The sequence below is a fragment of the Devosia sp. A449 genome, assembly GCF_054489375.1.
Window position 1 is genome coordinate 128,150 of record NZ_JBTMWU010000008.1, and the last position, 18,424, is coordinate 146,573.

Consider the following 18,424-nt stretch of genomic DNA (forward strand, 5'->3'; position numbering starts at 1 on the left):
CGAAATGCCGTTCGACTGTCAGGCCATCTTCACACATCCACCCACAGACATTAAAGGTCTCAGACTTCGTCCATCCGTGACCGTTTTTGATTAAGCAAGGTCCCCCGCTACCGCCAGCTCAAAAGCTGTCCCGTTCCGCAGCACAGCCCAGATGATCCGCGCCATCTTGGCAGCCAACGCGACAACGACCTTGTTGAAATGAGCTCTTGCCAGCAAGTTTCGTAACCAGCTTCCAAGGATTGTCTGGCCTTTTGACAGCGTTGGCAACGCCGCTCGCGCGCCATGGATCAGCATCTTTCGCAAATAGCCGTTTCCTCTCTTGCTGATCCCCAAGAGCCTTGGTTTGCCGCCAGTTGTCATCTGCCGGGGCACCAGACCAAGCCAAGCGGCAAGATCCCGGCCGCGGCCGAATGTCTGCGCATTGTCGATCGCCGCGACGAAGGCCGTGGCGTTCAGCGGGCCGACGCCCGGGATCGTGGTCAGAAGCCGACAAGCCTCATCCGAGCGGGAATAGACCTTGAACTCCTCGTCAAATGCCGTGATACGACGATCCAATTCACACCACTCATGCTGCATATCCTCAATGAGAACTCTGGTTCTGGGACTGATCGAAGCAACGTCTGTACGCAGCAGCATAGCCAGGCCGGTTTCCAATATTTTGCGACCTTGGGGCATGGTGATCCCACGCTCCAACAAGACCGCCCGCAATTGATTGATCAGCGCTGTGCGCTCAGCGACAAGCCGATCACGTGCGCGATGCAAGATCTGCATGTCGAGCTGTTCTTCGCTCTTGAGTTCAACGAAACGCATCGTCGGGCGGCTGGCAGCCTCCGCAATCGCTTCGGCGTCACGATCATCATTCTTCTGCGCCTTGACGTAAGGGCGAACATATTCTGGAGACATCAGCCGAACTTCATGACCCTGTTTCTGAAACAGACGCCCGAGATGATGAGCTCCACCACAAGCCTCCATTGCAACAACACAAGCTGGCAGGCTCGAGGCCAAATTTATAAGGCCTTCGCGCCTCATGCGCCGACGCATCACAACTTGCCCAGTCGCATCGAAGCCGGCCAAGCTGCAACTGTTCTTTCCAAGGTCGATACCCAAAATTGCGATCTGCATTGCTCTGCTCCTTCTTGCTTGATTGATCCTGGGCGATGATGCGCCAGGAAGGAGGGGCGAGCCATTCCATAAGCATGATCGCGATGGGGACGAGCCAGAATGAGGTATCCCGCATCCGAAAAGCTCGAGATCATCAGACTGGTCGAGCAGTCGCACCTGCCGGCGAAACGCACCCTGGACCGACTGGGGATCCCACGACGGACCTTCTATCGCTGGTATGATCGCTATCTCGGTGGCGGTCCTGAGGCGCTGCAGGATCGACCATCGGCACCCAGTCGGGTGTGGAACCGGATCCCGGCGGACATCCATGACCAGATCATCGAGCTGGCGCTGGAGCAGTCCGAGCTCTCCCCTCGGGAACTGGCCGTACGGTTCACCGACGAGAAGCGTTACTTCGTGTCGGAAGCCAGCGTTTACCGGTTTCTCAAGGCCCACGACCTGATCACCAGCCCGGCCTATGTGGTGATCAAGGCGGCAAACGAGTTCCACACCAAAACGGTACGGCCCAACCAGATGTGGCAGACCGACTTCACCTACTTCAAGATCATCGGCTGGGGCTGGATGTATCTGTCCACCGTGCTCGACGACTTCTCGCGCTACATCATCGCCTGGAAGCTGTGCAGCACCATGCGCGCCGAAGACGTGACCGACACGCTGGACATGGCGCTGACGGCCTCAGGGTGCGATCAGGCCCATGTGCATCACAAACCTCGCCTGCTCAGCGACAATGGCCCCAGCTACATCGCCGGTGAACTGGCCGATTATATCGAGGCCCAAGCCATGAGCCATGTTCGGGGCGCTCCAATGCATCCCCAGACCCAGGGCAAGATCGAGCGCTGGCACCAGACCCTCAAGAACCGCATCCTGCTCGAAAACTACTTCCTGCCCGGCGACCTCGAGGCCCAGATCGGCGCCTTCGTCGAGCATTACAACCACAGGCGCTACCACGAGAGCCTCAACAACGTGACGCCAGCCGACGCCTACTTCGGCAGGACCGCAGCCATCATCAAACAGCGCGAAAGGATCAAACGCCAGACCATCCCGAATCGGCGCTTGCAACACCGCAAGATCGCCGCATAACATCAACCCAACGACGAGGCCGACACTCCGCTAATCCGACACCAAAACTGAGCCAAATGATCTGACGACGGACAGTGGATAAACTGGGGCCCAAAGCGCCACGCGTCCAATCGGCAGCAAGGACGGTGGAAATCTTGCTCGCCGTAGCCCGACACGGCCCCGGCGGTATTTCGGCCAAAAACCTTAGCCTTGAACTCGACCTGCCACGCCAAGTTGTCTACCACCAGCTCCACACCCTCGTATCGGTGGACATGTTGCGAAAGGCCGGCGGTAGTTCCTATGTGCTGGGGCTAGCCGTATCAACGCTGGTCAATGGCTATAGGCGCCAAATGGCTGCTCCCGATCAGATGGGACGTTTTACAGAGTTGGCTGCGGAACTTACCGGCGAAACCGCATACATGGTTGGTTGGATTGATGGAGAAATCGTTGTAACTAGCCAACGCTCAAGGCAGCTCTCCGATACAGGCGGCCGCGGTGCCGACTGGCAGGGCGGGTGATGCACATGCCCGTGCGAGTGGCAAACTTCTGCTAGCGATGAGTACTGACAACGACATCATCGATGTACATCGCAAAGTATCCGCTGACAGTCCGCACGCCCCATACCATTGCCACTTTCGATCAGCTTATGCTGGAGCTGGAATCAATCCGCAAAACGTTGATATCTATCGACGATGAAGAGTATGCGACCGGAATGACATGCGTCGCAGTTCCGCTCGGCCGCGCTCCTTCCCAATTCGCGGTTGGGCTTTCCGGACCAGCAGACCGCGTTCGCTCTAATTTGGAAAAGTATGTCGCCTTGCTCAGGCAAGTCGCAGGCTCCTAGTCTTCAATAGGTCGGTGCAGCGGTGGCAGGCGATTAGAGCGCAAACATTGGGCATCAGACGTAAGCATCCGGTGAGCTCTCCGCCGGAGGCTTACCATCAGACAGCCGTGTCACGCAAAGTGACACGCTGCCTGATGGCCAGGTGATAGCGTACGCAGTGCCGGATCGTCGAGTGCACATATAGGCTGGGCCATCGGGCATCGGCTATAGAACCTGCAGCCACCACTAGCGACGCTTCTCGATATTTCGCCGGAAATGCTCTCTGCGAAAGTTCGCGGGCCGGGGCGTGGCACTGGCACTGCAGCAAGGAGTGCGCGCGTATACGGGTGGCGCGGTTCACGCCACAGGGTTTTATAGTCGGCGGATTCAACGATGCGCCCGAGGTACATGACGAACACCCGATCCGCGAAAAATCGAACTACTGATAGGTCGTGGCTAATAAATATGTAGGATAGACCAAGCTCGGCCTTTAGATCGGTCAGCAAATTTAAAATTTGGCTCTGAATTGAAACATCGAGAGCAGAAACTGGTTCGTCACATATCAAAAGGTCAGGCTGCAGGATCAACGCGCGCGCGATACCGATACGCTGCCGTTGACCACCGGAAAACTCGTGCGGGAAACGCTCAAGGGCGGCCTGTGGAAGGCCAACCTTGTCGATCATCGATGAGATGCGGCGGCGACGCTCGTCTCCATCCCTGACACCATGGGCACGCAACGGCGTGTCCAAAAGCCTCTTTACCGTCTGGCGGGGGTTGAGGGAAGCGAAGGGGTCCTGAAACACCATCTGCATCCGACGCCGTTTGGTCATCATAGCGTTATGGCCAAGGCCAGTAATGTCCTCTCCGTCAATGCTGATTGCGCCTCCTGACGTTTCTATTAGTCGAAGGACGGCCTTGCCGAGCGTGGATTTGCCGCAACCAGATTCCCCCACGACGCCTACAGTTTCGCCCTTCTCCAATGAAAAGCTTACGCCATCGATCGCTTGGAAGGTCCCTCCCCTCTGATTATAGGTGACTCTGAGGTCCTCAACACTGAGCAGGATCATGGTTTTACTCCTTGCCTATTTGGCCGCGGCGGCAGCTCGCTAGCCAGCCATCTTCCAGCACAGCCAGTTCGGGTCTAATTGTGTGGCACTCTGGCAAGACTTTGTTGCATCGAGCCGCAAACGCGCAGCCGGTAGCTTTCCCGGCGGAATTGACCGAGCCTTTGATCTCCGTCAAACGGTGATTGGTGTAGTGCCAGCCACCATCGCCATTGCTGACCGAGGAGTTGAGCAAACCCAGAGAATAAGGGTGCTGTGGTGACGTGAAGAAGCGGCCCACCGGGGCGGTCTCGACAATCCTACCAGCATACATGACCGCGACACGATCTGCCCACTGCGCAACAACGCCCAAATCATGCGTAATGAGCAGGACAGCCATGGACAACTCGCGACGCAGACGATTCAGAAGATCCATAACCTGTGCTTGAATCGTCACGTCCAAAGCAGTTGTCGGCTCGTCGGCGATTAGGAGCGTCGGATTACAGGCTACCGCCATGGCGATCATAACGCGCTGACGCATTCCGCCAGAGAAATTATGGGGGAACTGATCATAGCGCCTCCCAGGATCGGGAATACCCACCAGATCAAAGAGTTCGATGACTCTCGATCGTGCCGCCCGCGGGGATATCTTCTGATGACACTGGATGACCTCGGCTACTTGAGCACCGACAGTCAGGACCGGATTTAGCGAAGTCATCGGATCCTGCAGAATTAAGGAGATCCGGTTGCCCCTGAGACGGCGCAGTTCTTGTGCAGACACCGTGGCGAGGTCCACGTCCTCCACCACGACCTGGCCGCGCAAAATCCGTGCGCCGGCTGGCAGCAGACGCATGATGGCAAGGGCGGTCAGCGATTTACCGCATCCGGACTCACCGACCAGAGCCAACATCTCACCTTTTTGAATCTGGAATGAGATGCCGTGCACGGTTGGGCCAAAGGAAAACCCGACGGACAGATCAGACACATCAAGCACTGGGACTGGGTTAGTCATCGGTTGCTCCCGGACCGCGGGTTGAGAATGTCGTTGAGACCATCCCCCAACAGATTCAACGACAATACAGTCAGTGTGATTGCTGCACCTGGCAGCGCCGCTACGAACCATTCCGAACGCAGCAGTGATCGACCATCGGATATCATGGATCCCCATGATATCAGGTTGGGGTCGCCCATGCCGAGAAACGACAAGCCAGCCTCAGTGAGGATGGCATTGGCCGCGAGCATGGACGTTGCGACGATAATCGGCGGCAACGCATTCGGCAGTATCTCGCCGAAGATGATGCGCAGTGTGCCATAACCGAGGCTGCGGGCGGCCATGACGAAATCAGTATTACGCAAAGTTCGGAACTCTGCCCGCACCAAGCGGGCCACGGTGGGCCAGGTCGCAACTCCGATAGCAACAGCAATCACTGGAAGCGTCGGACCGGCAATGGCCACCAGAACAATGACAAGGAGAAAGGTAGGGATGGTCTGGAATAGTTCGGTGATGCGGACGAGGACGTCATCTACAACCCCACCGAAATAACCGCCAATTGCCCCTACCAAAACACCGATGACCAGCCCCACCAACGCAGCTGAAGCCCCCACCAGCAGGGATGCGCGCGCGCCATGAACAAGCCCGCTGGCGAGGTCCGTACCTAGGGAGCCACTGCCAAGTGGGTATTGCATGTCGGTCAACGGCCAAGTTAGGGGCATGGTCACCATATCTCGCGGATCTCCGGGGAATATGACGTTGGCCAACGCCGCCAGAACAAAAGTGGCGACCAGCAAAGCCACACCGATCAGGAAAGGAACATTTTTGCGGACGGCACGCCAGGTGCGCGACCGATCTCGGCTGGACGACATTACCTCTGCGGGAGGCACTCGGATGACCGATGAGGTCTCCATGGAAGGTTGCGAATTCAAAAGACCGCTCCGTCTAGCGAAGGTCGATACGAGGATCGAGCCAAGATTGCACTATATCGACAACCACATTGGCGACGATAACGATGATGGACGAGAGGAGGAGAATGCCCAGCAAGATGGAGAAGTCCCGGTTCATGACGCTGTCCAGGGCCAAACGCCCCATTCCCGGCCAGCCGAAAACAGTTTCCACCACCATGGCGCCACCCAACATGTTGCCGAGATGCATGCCAGCCATTGTTGTCACGGGAATTAGTGCATTGCGCAGAGCGTGCCGAAACTGCATCGCAATCGGATGCAGCCCTTTGGCGGCCGCCGTGCGCATGAAATCCTGTTGAAGCACTTCCAGCATGCTCGCGCGCGTAAGCCTGGCGTAGACAGCGGCGTAGAACAGGGACAGTGCGAATGCCGGCATGACAAGGTGCAGCATTCGATCAACGACTGACGCCCACCCGGTCAAGCCAGCGCCGACCGTCGCGTTTCCGTTGCTCGGAAGCCAGCCGAGCACGACAGAAAACAACACAATTGACATTAAACCCAGCCAAAACCCGGGCATTGCGTAAACAAACATCAGCACAAACGAAATGAGCCGATCGGGCCACTTGCCAGCGAATACCGACATCACCCAACCCAGGACGACGCCGATCACAAAGGCGAAAAATAGCGCCGTAATCACAAGCATGAGCGTGTCTGGCAGTCGATCAAGAATCAACTCAGTGACCGGCACGCCCAAACGAGCTGAAACTCCGAGATCGAAGTGCGCAAGACGGCTTAGATACTGCACGATCTGGTCAAAAAGACCGAGGTTGAGTCCAAGCCGCTCCCGGATGGCTGCCATCGACTCCACCGTCGCCGATCCCGCCTCCATGGCGATTGTGTCGGCAACGTCTCCCGGAAGCATCTTGAGGAGCAAAAAATTGAGCACAACCACGCCAAAAATCGTAGGCACGGCTTGCAGGGTTGTTTTCCCAATTACTCGCACGATAGGGGCGTATGCCATGTGTCCTCCAATTGGCCAAGCTTAGACGTCAAGCACCGCTGAATGCTTCGGGAACCATCTCGCCTGCGATGTGCAGCCTGAGAAATGGCAGGCTGTCTTGTCCCCAGTATGGTTCGTCCCGGTATACGTAGGTAGGACTGCCGAAGACCCCCTTCCCCTGCGCGCGAATCAAATTGGACCGCCACTTATCTTGGACGTCGTCATCCTGCTCACGTGCCAGTAGTGCAGCGCCATCAAAGCCCGCCTCAAAAGCAATGCGCTGACGCACTTCAGGGGTGCCGATGTCATCTGCATGACCCCACCAACGTTCCTGCATGGCCGCCACGAGGCCCTTCCAGTTGAGCCCATCAAGCTGGGCAGCGATGACCATATATGAAGCTGGCACCCAGTCTGTTGAAGGCCGCCCCTCCAGAACTACGGGCTTATTCAGATGCCGCGCCCAGCGCCGCAAATCCTTCTGCCAATAGGTCTGGCGGGCCGCCGCACGATTCTTCAGGGCAATAGCGCCATTCGCCTCAATGATGGTGATGAGGTACGGCTCGATAACGAGGTCGAACTCCGCAGCCAGGGCGCAAAGGCGGTCAAAGCCGAGATAGGCGTAAGGCGAGCTTATGGAGAAATAATACTCGATCTTTTCAGGCATGACCACCTCCTATTTTTGTTAATATTGAACACATTCATGTACCTGTCAACACGTTCTGGTTGGCCAAGGCAATGCCATAAGGGGAGAGAAGCCACTGCACGTGGCTACTAAGCACGTTTTTGCGACATCATCGATCCGCCTGCACAAATTTGCTATTGCAATTTCTGAAGATGTTCATGATTGTTGCTCTGGAACATCGGGGGCTACCCCGCCTGCGTTATCAAGGGAACGTTTGATGATCGAAACGCTAGAACTTCGCCTGTCCGCCGACGTAGGAGGCACTTTCACGGATATGGTTTTGGAGGAAGGTGCACGCCGCTGGACCACCAAAGTGCTGACCACCCCAGAGCGTCCGGAAGAGGGCGTTCTCACAGGGATCGCCGAGATATTGCACCTCGCTGATAAATCCATCGGAGGGATCGCCACTTTCGTGCACGGCACGACATTGGCAACCAACGCAATTATTGAGCGCCGAGGCGCTAAGACCGCCCTCATCGCTACGGATGGCTTTCGCGACATCGTAGAGATCGGCAGCGAGAGCCGGTACGATCAATACGAACTAGCCTTGGTCCGCCCGAAGCCGCTCGTCGAGCGCCCTCTTCGCTTCACGATCCGTGAACGAATGGATGCTCATGGAAACGTATTGTTGCCATTAGCGGAAGCCGATGTCGTGGGGGCCGCTCGAGATATGCAGGTCCTGGGCATTGAAAGCGTTGCGGTTTGCTTCCTTCACGCATACGCCAATCCCGCCCACGAACTCGCTGTTAGGGAACTCCTCGCACGGCACCTGCCGGAAGTAACGGTCTCGCTCAGCCACGAGGTTTCGCCTGAAATCCGCGAATATGAGCGCACCTCCACAACCATTGGAAACGCCTACGTTCAGCCACTAATCAGTGGGTACCTCCACCGGCTCGAAGTCGCTTTATGTGACCGCGGCTTCACGGGCTTTTTTTGCCTTATGACTTCTGGAGGTGGCCTGACTTCTGTTGAATCGGCGCGGCGTTTCCCCGTGCGGCTGGTTGAATCCGGGCCCGCTGGAGGATCGATCTTCGCCGCTCAGGTTTCTGCGCGCCTCAACGAAAAGAAAGTGCTTGCCTTCGATATGGGTGGAACGACCGCCAAGGTCAGCCTCATCCACGACTTTCAAAGCGAGACGGTTCGCAGTTTCGAGGTCGATCGCGCAGCCCGCTTTCTAAAGGGGAGCGGCCTGCCACTGCGCATCCCTGTGATCGAGATGGTGGAGATTGGCGCCGGCGGCGGCTCAATCGCCGGCATCGACTCCCTAAATCGCATTGCCATCGGTCCCGAGAGCGCCTCATCTGTCCCCGGCCCAGCCTGCTACGCCCGCGGAGGTACTCAGGCTACAGTTACGGATGCCGATCTTGTGCTTGGTTTGGTTGATCCACAGGCGTTTGCGGGCGGCTCCATCACGCTGGATACGGAAAAGGCCCGAACGGCTCTCACCAGCAAGATTGGAGCTTCTCTTTCGCTTAGCGCCGAGATGTCTGCGTACGCTGTCTATGAAACGGTCTGCGAGAATATGGCCAGCGCAGCTCGAGTCCATGCCGCAGAGCGCGGGGCAGTTACCGGCCAGCACACAGTCATCGCATTCGGCGGTGCCGCCCCTCTGCATGCAGCCAGAGTGGCCGAAAAGATTGGAGCGCAACGCGTGATTGTGCCGCCCAATGCGGGCGTTGGGTCAGCGGTAGGATTCCTGGCGGCCCCAATCTCCCATGAAGTGGTGCAGTCAGGACATCAGCGCCTCGACACTTTTGACGCAGTGGCGGCCAACAGCCTGCTCGCGAAAACAAGCGATTTCATTCGGAGTTGGGTCGAAAGTGCCGCCCGCGGCGCTCCGCTTGTGGAACGGCGTGTGGCTTATATGCGCTACCTGGGACAAGGGCAGGAAATCCCGGTCGAAATACCTGACGGCGTACTTGGGGCCGAGGACGCAATCAACCTTCGCAATCAGTTCGAAGCCGACTATAAGGCGCTTTTCAAGCGAATTATTCCTCTCGCACAGATCGAAATCATGGCTTGGTCCGTTTCGATTTCCACCGTGCCCACCCTACCTCAAGCTATTGCATCGCTTGAGCTTACCGACGTTCCACTAAGTTCCACCACCCGCAAGTTCTTCGACGGTCGGAAGGGCGTGCATATCGACGTTCCCCTTTACCGTCGCGGTGATTTGAAGCCGGGTCAGCGGATGGCCGGCCCAGCGATTATCAACGAAACCGAGACTTCGACCTTTGTCACTGAAGGTTTCGACGCCTGGATTGACGCGTCGAATGCGATCGTCATGCAACGAAAAGCCCGACGAACGTCAGAAGAAGTCGCATGAGCCTCTCCAACCTTCTTAAGTGGCAAGGACATTTTCAATGAGCAGCAACAATGTCTCTCTCATCGACAATCAAATCATGTGGAACCGACTGATCGCAGTTGTTGAAGAGCAGGCTCAAACCCTACAGCGGACTGCCTTTTCCACAATTGTGCGAGAATCGGGCGACCTGGCGGCAGGGGTATTCGATACCAAGGGCCGCATGCTGGCCCAGGCGGTAACCGGTACGCCAGGCCACATCAATACGATGGCGCTAAACGTCGGTCACATTTTGGCAGCCCACCCTGCCGAAACAATGCAGGACGGTGATGTCTACATTACAAATGATCCATGGCTCGGAACTGGGCACACCAACGACTTTTGCATAACCACGCCCGTGTTCCGCGCCGGCAAGTTGGTGGGCCTTTTCGCTTGCAATTGCCATCTGATGGACATCGGCGGCGTGCTGGGACCAACGTCTTCGACTGACTTCTATATGGAAGGGCTGATCATCCCCATCCTTAAGCTCGTCGAAGCGGGTATGGTCAACCAGACGCTTATGGCCATGATCAGGACCAACACCCGTTTGCCTATCGATACCGAAGGCGATGTGTACGCCATGATCGCCTGCAACGATGTGGGGTATGCTGGTCTCAATATGATGATGGACGAGTTCGAAATCACCGAACTCGACGAACTTGCAGACCATATCATTACCACCTCTAGGGAAGCGGTACTGACCAACATTCGTGCATTGCCGTTTGGCACTTGGCATTCAGAGATGTGGCTGGACGGCTATGACGATCCAATTTGTCTCAGGGCCGCCCTGACGATCTCTCAGGATGGTATTGATGTTGATTTCACCGGCTCGTCTCCGATGGTGAAGCAAAATATCAACGTGCCGATCTGTTACACGCTCGCCTACACTTCATTTGGAATTGGCTGCATCGTTTCCAAGGGAATTCCCAACAATGCGGGATCATTGGCACCGATCCGCGTGTCCTCGCCTGAGGGGACAATCATGCATGCGCAAAAGCCCGCGGCGGTAGTTGCCCGTCACATTGTCGGTATCAACCTGCCCGACCTCGTGTTCGGGGCTTTACGCCAGGCGCTACCAGACGACGTTCCAGCAGAAGGTGCAGGTTGCCTCTGGGGCTTAGACTGCTCGGGACCACGCACCAGCCCACCAATATATGGCGATACCTTCCGCGTTGGCCTCGTAACCACGGGCGGTATGGGCGCCCTTCCCTACCGCGACGGCCTGTCTGCCACTGGCTTTCCAAGCGGCGTCCGTGGGGGACCCGTAGAGATCTTCGAATCGATGTCCACGGTCGTCCTGTGGCGGAAGCAGTATCGTCAGGACAGCGGGGGGGCCGGAAGGTATCGAGGAGGCCTAGGCCAGGAAATGATCCTCGCCAACTCCATCCCTGAGCCATTCACGTACTTTGCTTCCTATGAGCGGACGCGCTTCGCCGCGAGGGGGGTAAACGGCGGCGCTGACGGCGAAAAAGGCTCGCTCCACCTAGGCGGAGGAAAGCAACTCGCCGGCAAGGGCACCTACACCATTGAGGCCGGTGAGCGTCTGCATATCAACTCCCCTGGAGCCGGAGGGAACGGCATTCCACGAGACAGGGAACGGCAGGCCGTGGAGCGGGATATTGAACTTGGCTTAATCTCTTCGGAAGCTGCTGCAACAGTCTATGGCTTTGTCTCCATCCCAGCATGGAAGGCGGCCGAATGACACGTGCAGTCCGCCGGTTATCGCTAGTTGGCGGACCGCACCATCAATCCAGTGAGGGTAAGCGTCAGCGCGCGATGATACGCCGCCAGTCCCTCTCCTACGTGGATCGCACCGCCCTGTACCCAACGCCGCACCACACCTTGAAAGAGGTAGTATGTGATGTCTGCTATCTCGGCTGCTGGCACGGTATTCACCAGTTCGCCGCGGGCCTGGCAAAGTTGCACACGGCGTGTCGTTTCTTCCTTCATCGCAACGATACCTCCCCCGTACTGTCGCGCCTGCTTCCCGGTGAAAAACAGGAACTCCGTGAGAATAATCTTGGCCATTTCCGGGTTTTTGTGGTGCAGAACAAAGTTCTGGTGCACGCAATCCACGACCTGATCGACGAAAGGCTCGGTGGTTGGCACCTTTCGCGCCTCTCCGAGCGTTATTGCGAAGTCTTCCGCCGCCGCGAGAAAGGCAAGGTCACGCTTGTTATCGGCATAGAGAAAAAGGGTCCCGATGCCGACGCCAGCAACCTTTGCAATGTCCTGCATTGTTGCCGCTTCGAACCCCTTCTTCGAAAGAACCTGCTTCGCCGCCTTGGCGATCTTGGCAAGCTTCCGCAGTTTGTTTTCCTCGCGCTTACCCAACTTGGGCTCGCGGACTTCCGGATCGTCGCGACGAGACGCTGTCCTAGCCACCTTGTCCAATTCGATCTCCAATTTTTTTTGAGTATGTTCACTTTTACATGGAGGCGCAGCGGCCATCGGTCAAGTCAGTATTTGTAGCGCTTATCGCACAAAAAAAAATAGAACCTCGTCTAACGTTCACTTTCTTCAAGGGAGACCACCATGCAAATCCATTGCCGCGGATTTTCTCGTCGCACTTTCATTGCGGGTTTTGTAAGCCTCGCAGCCCTGACTCGCGCCAGCTTTGCGCTCGCCCAGGACTCACCGCCCCCGTCTGGGGGTGTCATGACCATCTTGCCCGGTTGGGAGCCTCCAATGTTGGTCTCGCTCGCCAACACCTCCTGCCTTCCCTTGAGTGCCAAGGTCACAGAAGGTCTGCTTCAGTTCGACCTCGACATGAACCCCCAGCCGCAACTGGCGACTGAATGGACCATTTCGGAAGACGCACTGACCTATAACTTCAAACTCCGGCAAGGCGTAAAGTGGCATGACGGCCAGGACTTTACCGCCGCTGATGTCATCTACTCCCTTGAGACTCTCAAGAAGGTACATCCACGGGGGCGAACGACCTTTGCATATGTCGAAAGTTTGGAAGCGCCTGACGACCACACCGTAGTCATCAAACTCAGCAAACCGACCCTCTTTATGCTGAAGGCACTTTCGGCAGCTGAGTCACCCATTGTTCCCAAACATATCTACCAGGACACTGACCCTGCGACGAACCCAGCAAATATCGCACCAATCGGCACGGGGCCTTTCATCTTCAAGGAATGGGTGCGCGGGAGCCATGCAGTCTATGAGCGCAATCCGAACTACTGGGACGAAGACAAACCCTACCTGGATGGCATTATTGCGAGCTTCATCCCCGACCTAGCAGCGCGCTCTATCGGATTTGAAACGGGCGAGCTTGACGTGGGTTTCCGCACACCCATCTCACTGAACGATGTGGATCGCCTTGCGCAACTGCCGACAATTGCGTTTGAGCCCAATGGTTATCAATATTCTCCGCCCAACAATATCTGCATGGAGTTCAATCTCGATGTGGAGAAATTCGCCGATATCCGGGTCCGACAGGCCATTGCCCACACCATCGACAGAGAAGCAATCTGCAAGATTGTGTATTTTGGCAAGGCTGTGCCGGCACATTCACCCATCGTTCCCGGTGTAGTTGCATTCCACAATCCCAAGCCCAGTCCCTTTCCGGTCGCGCTCGATCGAGCCGCAGCCCTACTGGATGAGGCAGGCTACCCCGCCGGCGCGGACGGCAAGCGTTTCACAGTCACCATCGACTACTACGTCGATGACATCGTGAAGCGCCTAGCCGAATATTTGCGCGCTACCCTAGGCCGCATTGGCATCGAAGTGACCGCGCGGGGGCAGGACCAAGGCACCATTGCGAAACGAGTCTATACCGACCGTGATTTTGAAATTCAACTGGCGTCACTCAGCCCCCTCTTTGATCCGCAGGTCGGTGTGCAGCGCACCTACTGGTCCAAAAACTTCATTAAGGGCGTGCCGTACTCGAACGCCACTCACTACAGCAATCCCGAGGTTGACGCTCTGCTGGAGGCCGCGGCCATTGACCCGGACCATGGGCAACGCGTCGAAAAATGGATGCGCATCCAGGACATCATCATGGAGGAGGTCCCTACGATCAATCTCGTGATGCCAGTTTTCGAGACCATCCATAACACCCGTTGTCACGGACTGGCCGACACTGCCTCTGGTTTTGAGGGTAATTTCTCCTCCGCCTACATTTCCGCCTAACCTTTTGGCCGGGCCTCCCCGCGAGGCCCGGCATCACTTGGGACCGTAATATGACCGACATCGAAGATCTTCATCCCAATTTCTTGCGCGCTCGCCAAAACGCGAAATGGTCAAGCTTTGAGCCGACAGTACTCCCCTCAAATCCAGCCGAAATGGACTTTGCTGTGGCCCCGGCAATCCATTCGGCCATGGAGCGAATTGTTTCGGGCCAACAATATGGCTACTCCACCCGTGGCCCCGGCAGTCCCAGCGCGCTGCTGGCAGATGCCTATTGCCGCCGCATGGCCGATAAGTTTGGTTGGTCTGGGGCTGATCCTAGCAAGGTTGTTATCGTCAATGACTTGGTACAGGGGGTGATGGCGTCAATTCTCGCTTTCTCCAATCCTGAAGATGGCGTGGCGCTCCAAGTCCCAGCGTATCCCGCATTCCATTCGATCGTGGCGCAATCGGGCCGCCGCGCGGTGCTCAACCCGATGCTCGACACCGGGCTCCGCTTCGAGATCGATTCCGGGCAGTTCCGCGCTGCGATCGGGGGGCAAACCCGGATACTCCTCTTGTGCCTCCCGCAAAATCCCACCGGCCGAGTCTTCTCGCGCGAAGAACTGGCACCCATCGTAGACCACGCGATCGCCCGCGACATTGTCATTATAGCGGACGAGATTCATGCCGACCTCTTGCTGGATGGTCGAAAGCATGTTCCTTTCGCGCTGATGTTTCCAGAGGCAGCCGATCGGACCATCACCCTCTATTCAGCAACCAAGAGCTTCAATATCCCAGGTCTACGCACTGCGGTGATGCACTTCGGGTCAAGCGAGCTTTTGACCCAATTTCAGCATCGCATTCCCCCAATGTTGCTTGGAACGCCAGCAACACCAGGTACCTTTGCCACCTTGTCTGCCTGGGAGGAGTCCGAAGATTGGTGCCAAAAGCTTATCTCCGTTCTTGAAGCAAACCGCGATCATATGATGGCGCGATTTGGTGCCGAGGTGCCTGACGTTTGTATGTACAGGCCCGAGGCTACTTATCTGGCTTGGGTCGATTTTGGCTGCTTGCAAACTAGCGCGCCCCCCTATGAGCAGCTTCTCAACAACGCGCAGGTTGCTGGCGGCGATGGAAGGAACTTTGGATCACATTACGAACGCTTCGTTCGCCTTAACTTTGCAACGTCGCGGGCCATTCTGGACGAAAAAATTGATCGTATCGTCCGCTTAACCCGTTCCAACATGACCGCCTGACAGCTCAATGGCGGGTTTGGGTCCAAGTCGATTTCATTTTCGAAAAAACGGAGCAGGCCTGCGCCCGCCCCCCTCCTAATCTGGCGCGTTTACTGTTGGCCGAAACGACAGTCAGGCCAGACCATGCGCGAATTGTGCCTACGAAGACGCCCAGGCCGCCGACTTGATCGTAAGCGCTGTGCCGATCACACGTTGGTGGCGTAGTTCCACGGCAGCAGGTCGCTAAGACGGCTCTGCTTGTCAATCGGCGCCGGATAAGGGCTCTCACTCTCGATGATATTTGGTGGCGAGGTGGTGCTGTTTTCGAAGAGGAATCAGCACCATGGCGATGAATATACGGATTTCATCCTTGATCCCGGCAGGACTGGTCGTCGAAAGCATAACCGAGACAGAAGCGCAGATCGTCGTTCTGGCGCGGGCGGCGGAGCCTGAGGGGCTTTGCCCGCTGTGCGGAACTCGCTCAAGACGCATTCATAGCCGCTACCTCCGGACCGTTTCCGACCTGCCTTGTGCCGGTCGTCGGGTTGAACTTCGCCTGATGGCCCGGCGTTTCGCTTGCGACGCGCCCTTCTGCCGGCGGAAGATCTTTGCTGAGCGCTTTGCCGATGGCGTTGTGGCAGAGCGATCGCGACGATCGTCGCGGCTGGAATGTATCGTCCATTATCTCGGGGTAGCACTCGGAGGACGGCCGGCGGCAAGCCTGGCCCGGCGGCTGATGGTGCCGGTCAGCAACGACACGCTGCTCAGGGTGGTGCGGCGCCGGGCCCGCCAGCCAACTGAGGTTCTGAAGGTTGTCGGCATTGATGACTGGGCCTGGCGCAGGAACCATCGGTACGGTTCCGTCGTCTGCGACCTGGAGCGGCGGCGGATCGTAGCACTGTTGCCCGATCGGGAAATCGCCACTGTGGCGGCCTGGCTCGCCGATCATCCGGAAATCAACATCGTCTCCCGTGATCGCGGTGGCGGATATGGCGCTGCGGCAGCAAGGGCGCTGCCCAAAGCAATCCAGGTTGCCGACCGTGGCACTTGATGGAAAATGCCAGTGCTGCTTTCACCGATGCGGTGCGCAAGTCCATGCGGTCGATCCGGGCCGCAATTGGCGCCGCCACGACAATCAACCCCGAACTGCTGACCTCGGCCGAGAGGCTGCAATATGATGGTTATGTCCGGCGCGAGGAGACGAGCAAGGCGATCCTCAAGCTTGCCGGCGAGGGAATTGCGATCAAGCAGATCGTCCGACTGACTGGCCACAGCCGGAAACTCGTGCGGCAGGTCATCCGCGGTCAGCCCACCGAGATATTCCGGGTCCGACAGAGTTCGCTGGAACCTTGGCTGCCCTGGCTGGATGAGCAATGGCGTTCAGGCTCCTGCAACGAACTGTGGCGCCAGCTGAGGGGGAAAGGCTTCCGGGGCTCTTTGCGCGTTGTGGGTGAATGGACGACTCGCCGCCGGCGAGCCGAGACGACTTCAGCAGTTGCACAGGGTGCCGTCCGCCAGAACCATCGCGCGGTTGATGACCACCGCTCGCGATCACCTGAGCAAGGCAGAAACCGTCACTGTCGCTGCCATCGAGACCGGCGTTCCAATGCTTGCAGAGGCGCGTCGGATCGTCGACGACTTCCACGTTATGATCCGCAAGAAGGATATCGCCCAACTCGATCCGTGGATCGCCGAGGCTAGCCCCAGCCTGATCGCATCCTTTGCCAGGGGGATCACCAATGATAAATGCGCCATCCGCGCAGCGATCACCCAGCCACGGTCCAACGGTCAGGTCGAAGGGCAGATCAACAAGCTCAAGCTCGTTAAACGTCAGATGTACGGTCGCGCCAAGCTTGACCTGCTCCAGGCCAGACTGATCGGAGCGACATGAGCCTGGGATCATCGAATGTGCGTCAGAGCCCTTATTCCACGCCTAATGACACATAGCGAGGAGCCGCTTGGTCGTTGCCAAGCCGATGCCACCCATGCCGCCAGTGATAATCGCCGTATGACCCATCATCGATACTCCCCCGTCATTTGAACCCACGTTTTGTAACTATTGTGCGTCAGCATCAATATAAGATGAAAACTGCCTCCTTGCAGCGGTGAGGACCTGTGCGCAGGCATCCGCAATGGTTTCGGGTCGCGGTAGCAAGGCCTGCTGTAAGATTGGTGAAGCAGGTATGCGAACGTCCGGCGTGGTGTGCCGGTGGATGGTGAGCTTCATTTCTGGGAGAAGCTCTGCAATACGGATTGCCAGTTCGCCGGCAAATCCGCCGGACCTGACGGCTTCGTGCACGATCAGCACGCGCCCGTTGCTGTCCTTGTCGGCGCTCCGGATAGCTTCTTCATCCAGCGGATTAAGCCAACGCAGCTCGAGAACGGCGGCCTCGCCCCCCCTAGCTTCCAGCAATTGCGCGGCCTCCAGTGCGCGCGGGACCATAGTGCCCCATGTGATGATGGAACAGTCACCGCCTGATCGAGCCAACCGGGCCATGTCGGCGCGCTCTGCACGGTCGCTGATGTGAACCGGTCCCTTGGTCTGGTAGAGGCCCCTGGCTTCGATGACCACGCAGGGGTCGGGGTCAGCAATAGCGGCCTTGAGCAGGGTATAAGCATCGTCAGAAGACGAAGGCAGGGCGACCTTGACCCCGGGTATGTGCGCCAAGATGGCTTCAATCGACTGGGAATGCTGCGCGCATGAGCCTGGGAGCGCGCCTTGCTGGGTGCGGACAACCATAGGGACACTGGTCGCGCCACCCGTGATGTAACGGACATTGGCAGCTTGGTTGATGATCTGGTCAAGGGCCACGAAGATGAAGTCGGCCCACATGATCTCCACAACCGGCTTGAGACCTTGCATCGCAGCGCCCACCGCGCTGCCCAGGATGGCATTTTCGGCAATCGGGGTGTCGAAGACGCGCTGTGCACCAAAATCCCGCTGCAGGTAGCGGGAGCCGCCGAAGATGCCACCTCCCTTACCCACATCTTCGCCGAAGACCAGTACCTTGCTATCGCTCTCCAAAGCCTCCCGCATGGCAAAGTTGAGGGCTTCGATGTACTTCATTTCCCGCGTTTCGAGGATTGCTGGCGCGCCCTTGCCC

14 protein-coding genes and 2 pseudogenes are annotated in these 18,424 nt (G+C 57.5%); 8 read left to right on the forward strand and 8 right to left on the reverse strand.

The annotated features are described in order from the left end of the window. Window positions 1-90: 90 nt before the first annotated feature. Complete coding sequence (locus ACX3OW_RS18760) at window positions 91-1,122, reverse strand: IS110 family RNA-guided transposase (RefSeq protein ID WP_459097323.1); 1,032 nt, start codon at window positions 1,120-1,122, stop codon at window positions 91-93. 84 nt (window positions 1,123-1,206) lie between these two features. On the opposite strand from ACX3OW_RS18760, the pseudogene ACX3OW_RS18765 reads away from it, so the two are divergent. The 3 genes and pseudogenes from ACX3OW_RS18765 to ACX3OW_RS18775 form a co-directional block, all read left to right on the forward strand. Further along, window positions 1,207-2,202: pseudogene (locus tag ACX3OW_RS18765) on the forward strand (IS3 family transposase); the annotation flags it as partial. A 74-nt stretch (window positions 2,203-2,276) separates the two neighbouring features. Next, window positions 2,277-2,699: a helix-turn-helix domain-containing protein gene (locus ACX3OW_RS18770; protein WP_459097324.1), complete on the forward strand. Its 423-nt coding sequence runs from the start codon at window positions 2,277-2,279 to the stop codon at window positions 2,697-2,699. A gap of 62 nt (window positions 2,700-2,761) precedes the next feature. After that, window positions 2,762-3,025, forward strand: a complete 264-nt coding sequence (locus ACX3OW_RS18775) for an IclR family transcriptional regulator domain-containing protein (protein ID WP_459097325.1) — start codon at window positions 2,762-2,764, stop codon at window positions 3,023-3,025. A gap of 110 nt (window positions 3,026-3,135) precedes the next feature. On the opposite strand, the gene ACX3OW_RS18780 is transcribed toward ACX3OW_RS18775, so the two are convergent. The 5 genes from ACX3OW_RS18780 to ACX3OW_RS18800 form a co-directional block, all read right to left on the reverse strand. Beyond that, window positions 3,136-4,071 (reverse strand): ABC transporter ATP-binding protein, encoded by a 936-nt coding sequence (locus ACX3OW_RS18780; protein ID WP_459097326.1) that lies wholly within the window; start codon window positions 4,069-4,071, stop codon window positions 3,136-3,138. 4 nt (window positions 4,072-4,075) lie between these two features. Beyond that, the gene (locus ACX3OW_RS18785; RefSeq protein WP_459097327.1) at window positions 4,076-5,059 is read right to left on the reverse strand and encodes an ABC transporter ATP-binding protein; all 984 of its coding nucleotides are present in this window, start codon (window positions 5,057-5,059) and stop codon (window positions 4,076-4,078) included. Next, a complete protein-coding gene (locus tag ACX3OW_RS18790; RefSeq protein WP_459097328.1) occupies window positions 5,056-5,910 on the reverse strand; it encodes an ABC transporter permease in 855 nt (284 codons plus the stop codon). The genes ACX3OW_RS18785 and ACX3OW_RS18790 overlap by 4 nt, the downstream gene beginning before the upstream one ends. Before the next feature lie 73 nt (window positions 5,911-5,983). Next, window positions 5,984-6,967, reverse strand: a complete 984-nt coding sequence (locus tag ACX3OW_RS18795) for an ABC transporter permease (protein WP_459097329.1) — start codon at window positions 6,965-6,967, stop codon at window positions 5,984-5,986. 28 nt (window positions 6,968-6,995) lie between these two features. Next, window positions 6,996-7,610 carry a DsbA family protein gene (locus tag ACX3OW_RS18800; RefSeq protein WP_459097330.1) on the reverse strand — a complete coding sequence of 205 codons (615 nt, stop codon included), beginning with the start codon at window positions 7,608-7,610 and terminating at the stop codon, window positions 6,996-6,998. Window positions 7,611-7,845: 235 nt separating this feature from the next. Between ACX3OW_RS18800 and ACX3OW_RS18805 the strand changes: the two genes are divergently transcribed. Continuing rightward, complete coding sequence (locus ACX3OW_RS18805; RefSeq protein ID WP_459097331.1) at window positions 7,846-9,951, forward strand: hydantoinase/oxoprolinase family protein; 2,106 nt, start codon at window positions 7,846-7,848, stop codon at window positions 9,949-9,951. Between the two features lie 37 nt (window positions 9,952-9,988). Beyond that, window positions 9,989-11,668 (forward strand): hydantoinase B/oxoprolinase family protein, encoded by a 1,680-nt coding sequence (locus tag ACX3OW_RS18810; protein WP_459097332.1) that lies wholly within the window; start codon window positions 9,989-9,991, stop codon window positions 11,666-11,668. Between the two features lie 23 nt (window positions 11,669-11,691). Here the strand turns inward: ACX3OW_RS18810 and ACX3OW_RS18815 are convergent, their stop codons facing one another. Next, complete coding sequence (locus ACX3OW_RS18815) at window positions 11,692-12,351, reverse strand: TetR/AcrR family transcriptional regulator (RefSeq protein ID WP_459097378.1); 660 nt, start codon at window positions 12,349-12,351, stop codon at window positions 11,692-11,694. A 150-nt stretch (window positions 12,352-12,501) separates the two neighbouring features. Here ACX3OW_RS18815 and ACX3OW_RS18820 point away from each other — a divergent pair, with 150 nt between their 5' ends. The 3 genes and pseudogenes from ACX3OW_RS18820 (at window position 12,502) to ACX3OW_RS18830 (ending at window position 17,211) form a co-directional block, all read left to right on the forward strand. Beyond that, window positions 12,502-14,106, forward strand: coding sequence for an ABC transporter substrate-binding protein (locus ACX3OW_RS18820; RefSeq protein ID WP_459097333.1), 1,605 nt, complete (start codon window positions 12,502-12,504; stop codon window positions 14,104-14,106). Window positions 14,107-14,156: 50 nt separating this feature from the next. Then, window positions 14,157-15,341: a MalY/PatB family protein gene (locus ACX3OW_RS18825; protein ID WP_459097334.1), complete on the forward strand. Its 1,185-nt coding sequence runs from the start codon at window positions 14,157-14,159 to the stop codon at window positions 15,339-15,341. A gap of 322 nt (window positions 15,342-15,663) precedes the next feature. After that, a pseudogene (locus ACX3OW_RS18830) lies at window positions 15,664-17,211 on the forward strand (ISL3 family transposase). A 165-nt stretch (window positions 17,212-17,376) separates the two neighbouring features. Here ACX3OW_RS18830 and ACX3OW_RS18835 read toward each other — a convergent pair. Beyond that, window positions 17,377-18,387 (reverse strand): alpha-ketoacid dehydrogenase subunit beta, encoded by a 1,011-nt coding sequence (locus ACX3OW_RS18835; RefSeq protein WP_459097379.1) that lies wholly within the window; start codon window positions 18,385-18,387, stop codon window positions 17,377-17,379. Between the last annotated feature and the right edge of the window lie 37 nt (window positions 18,388-18,424).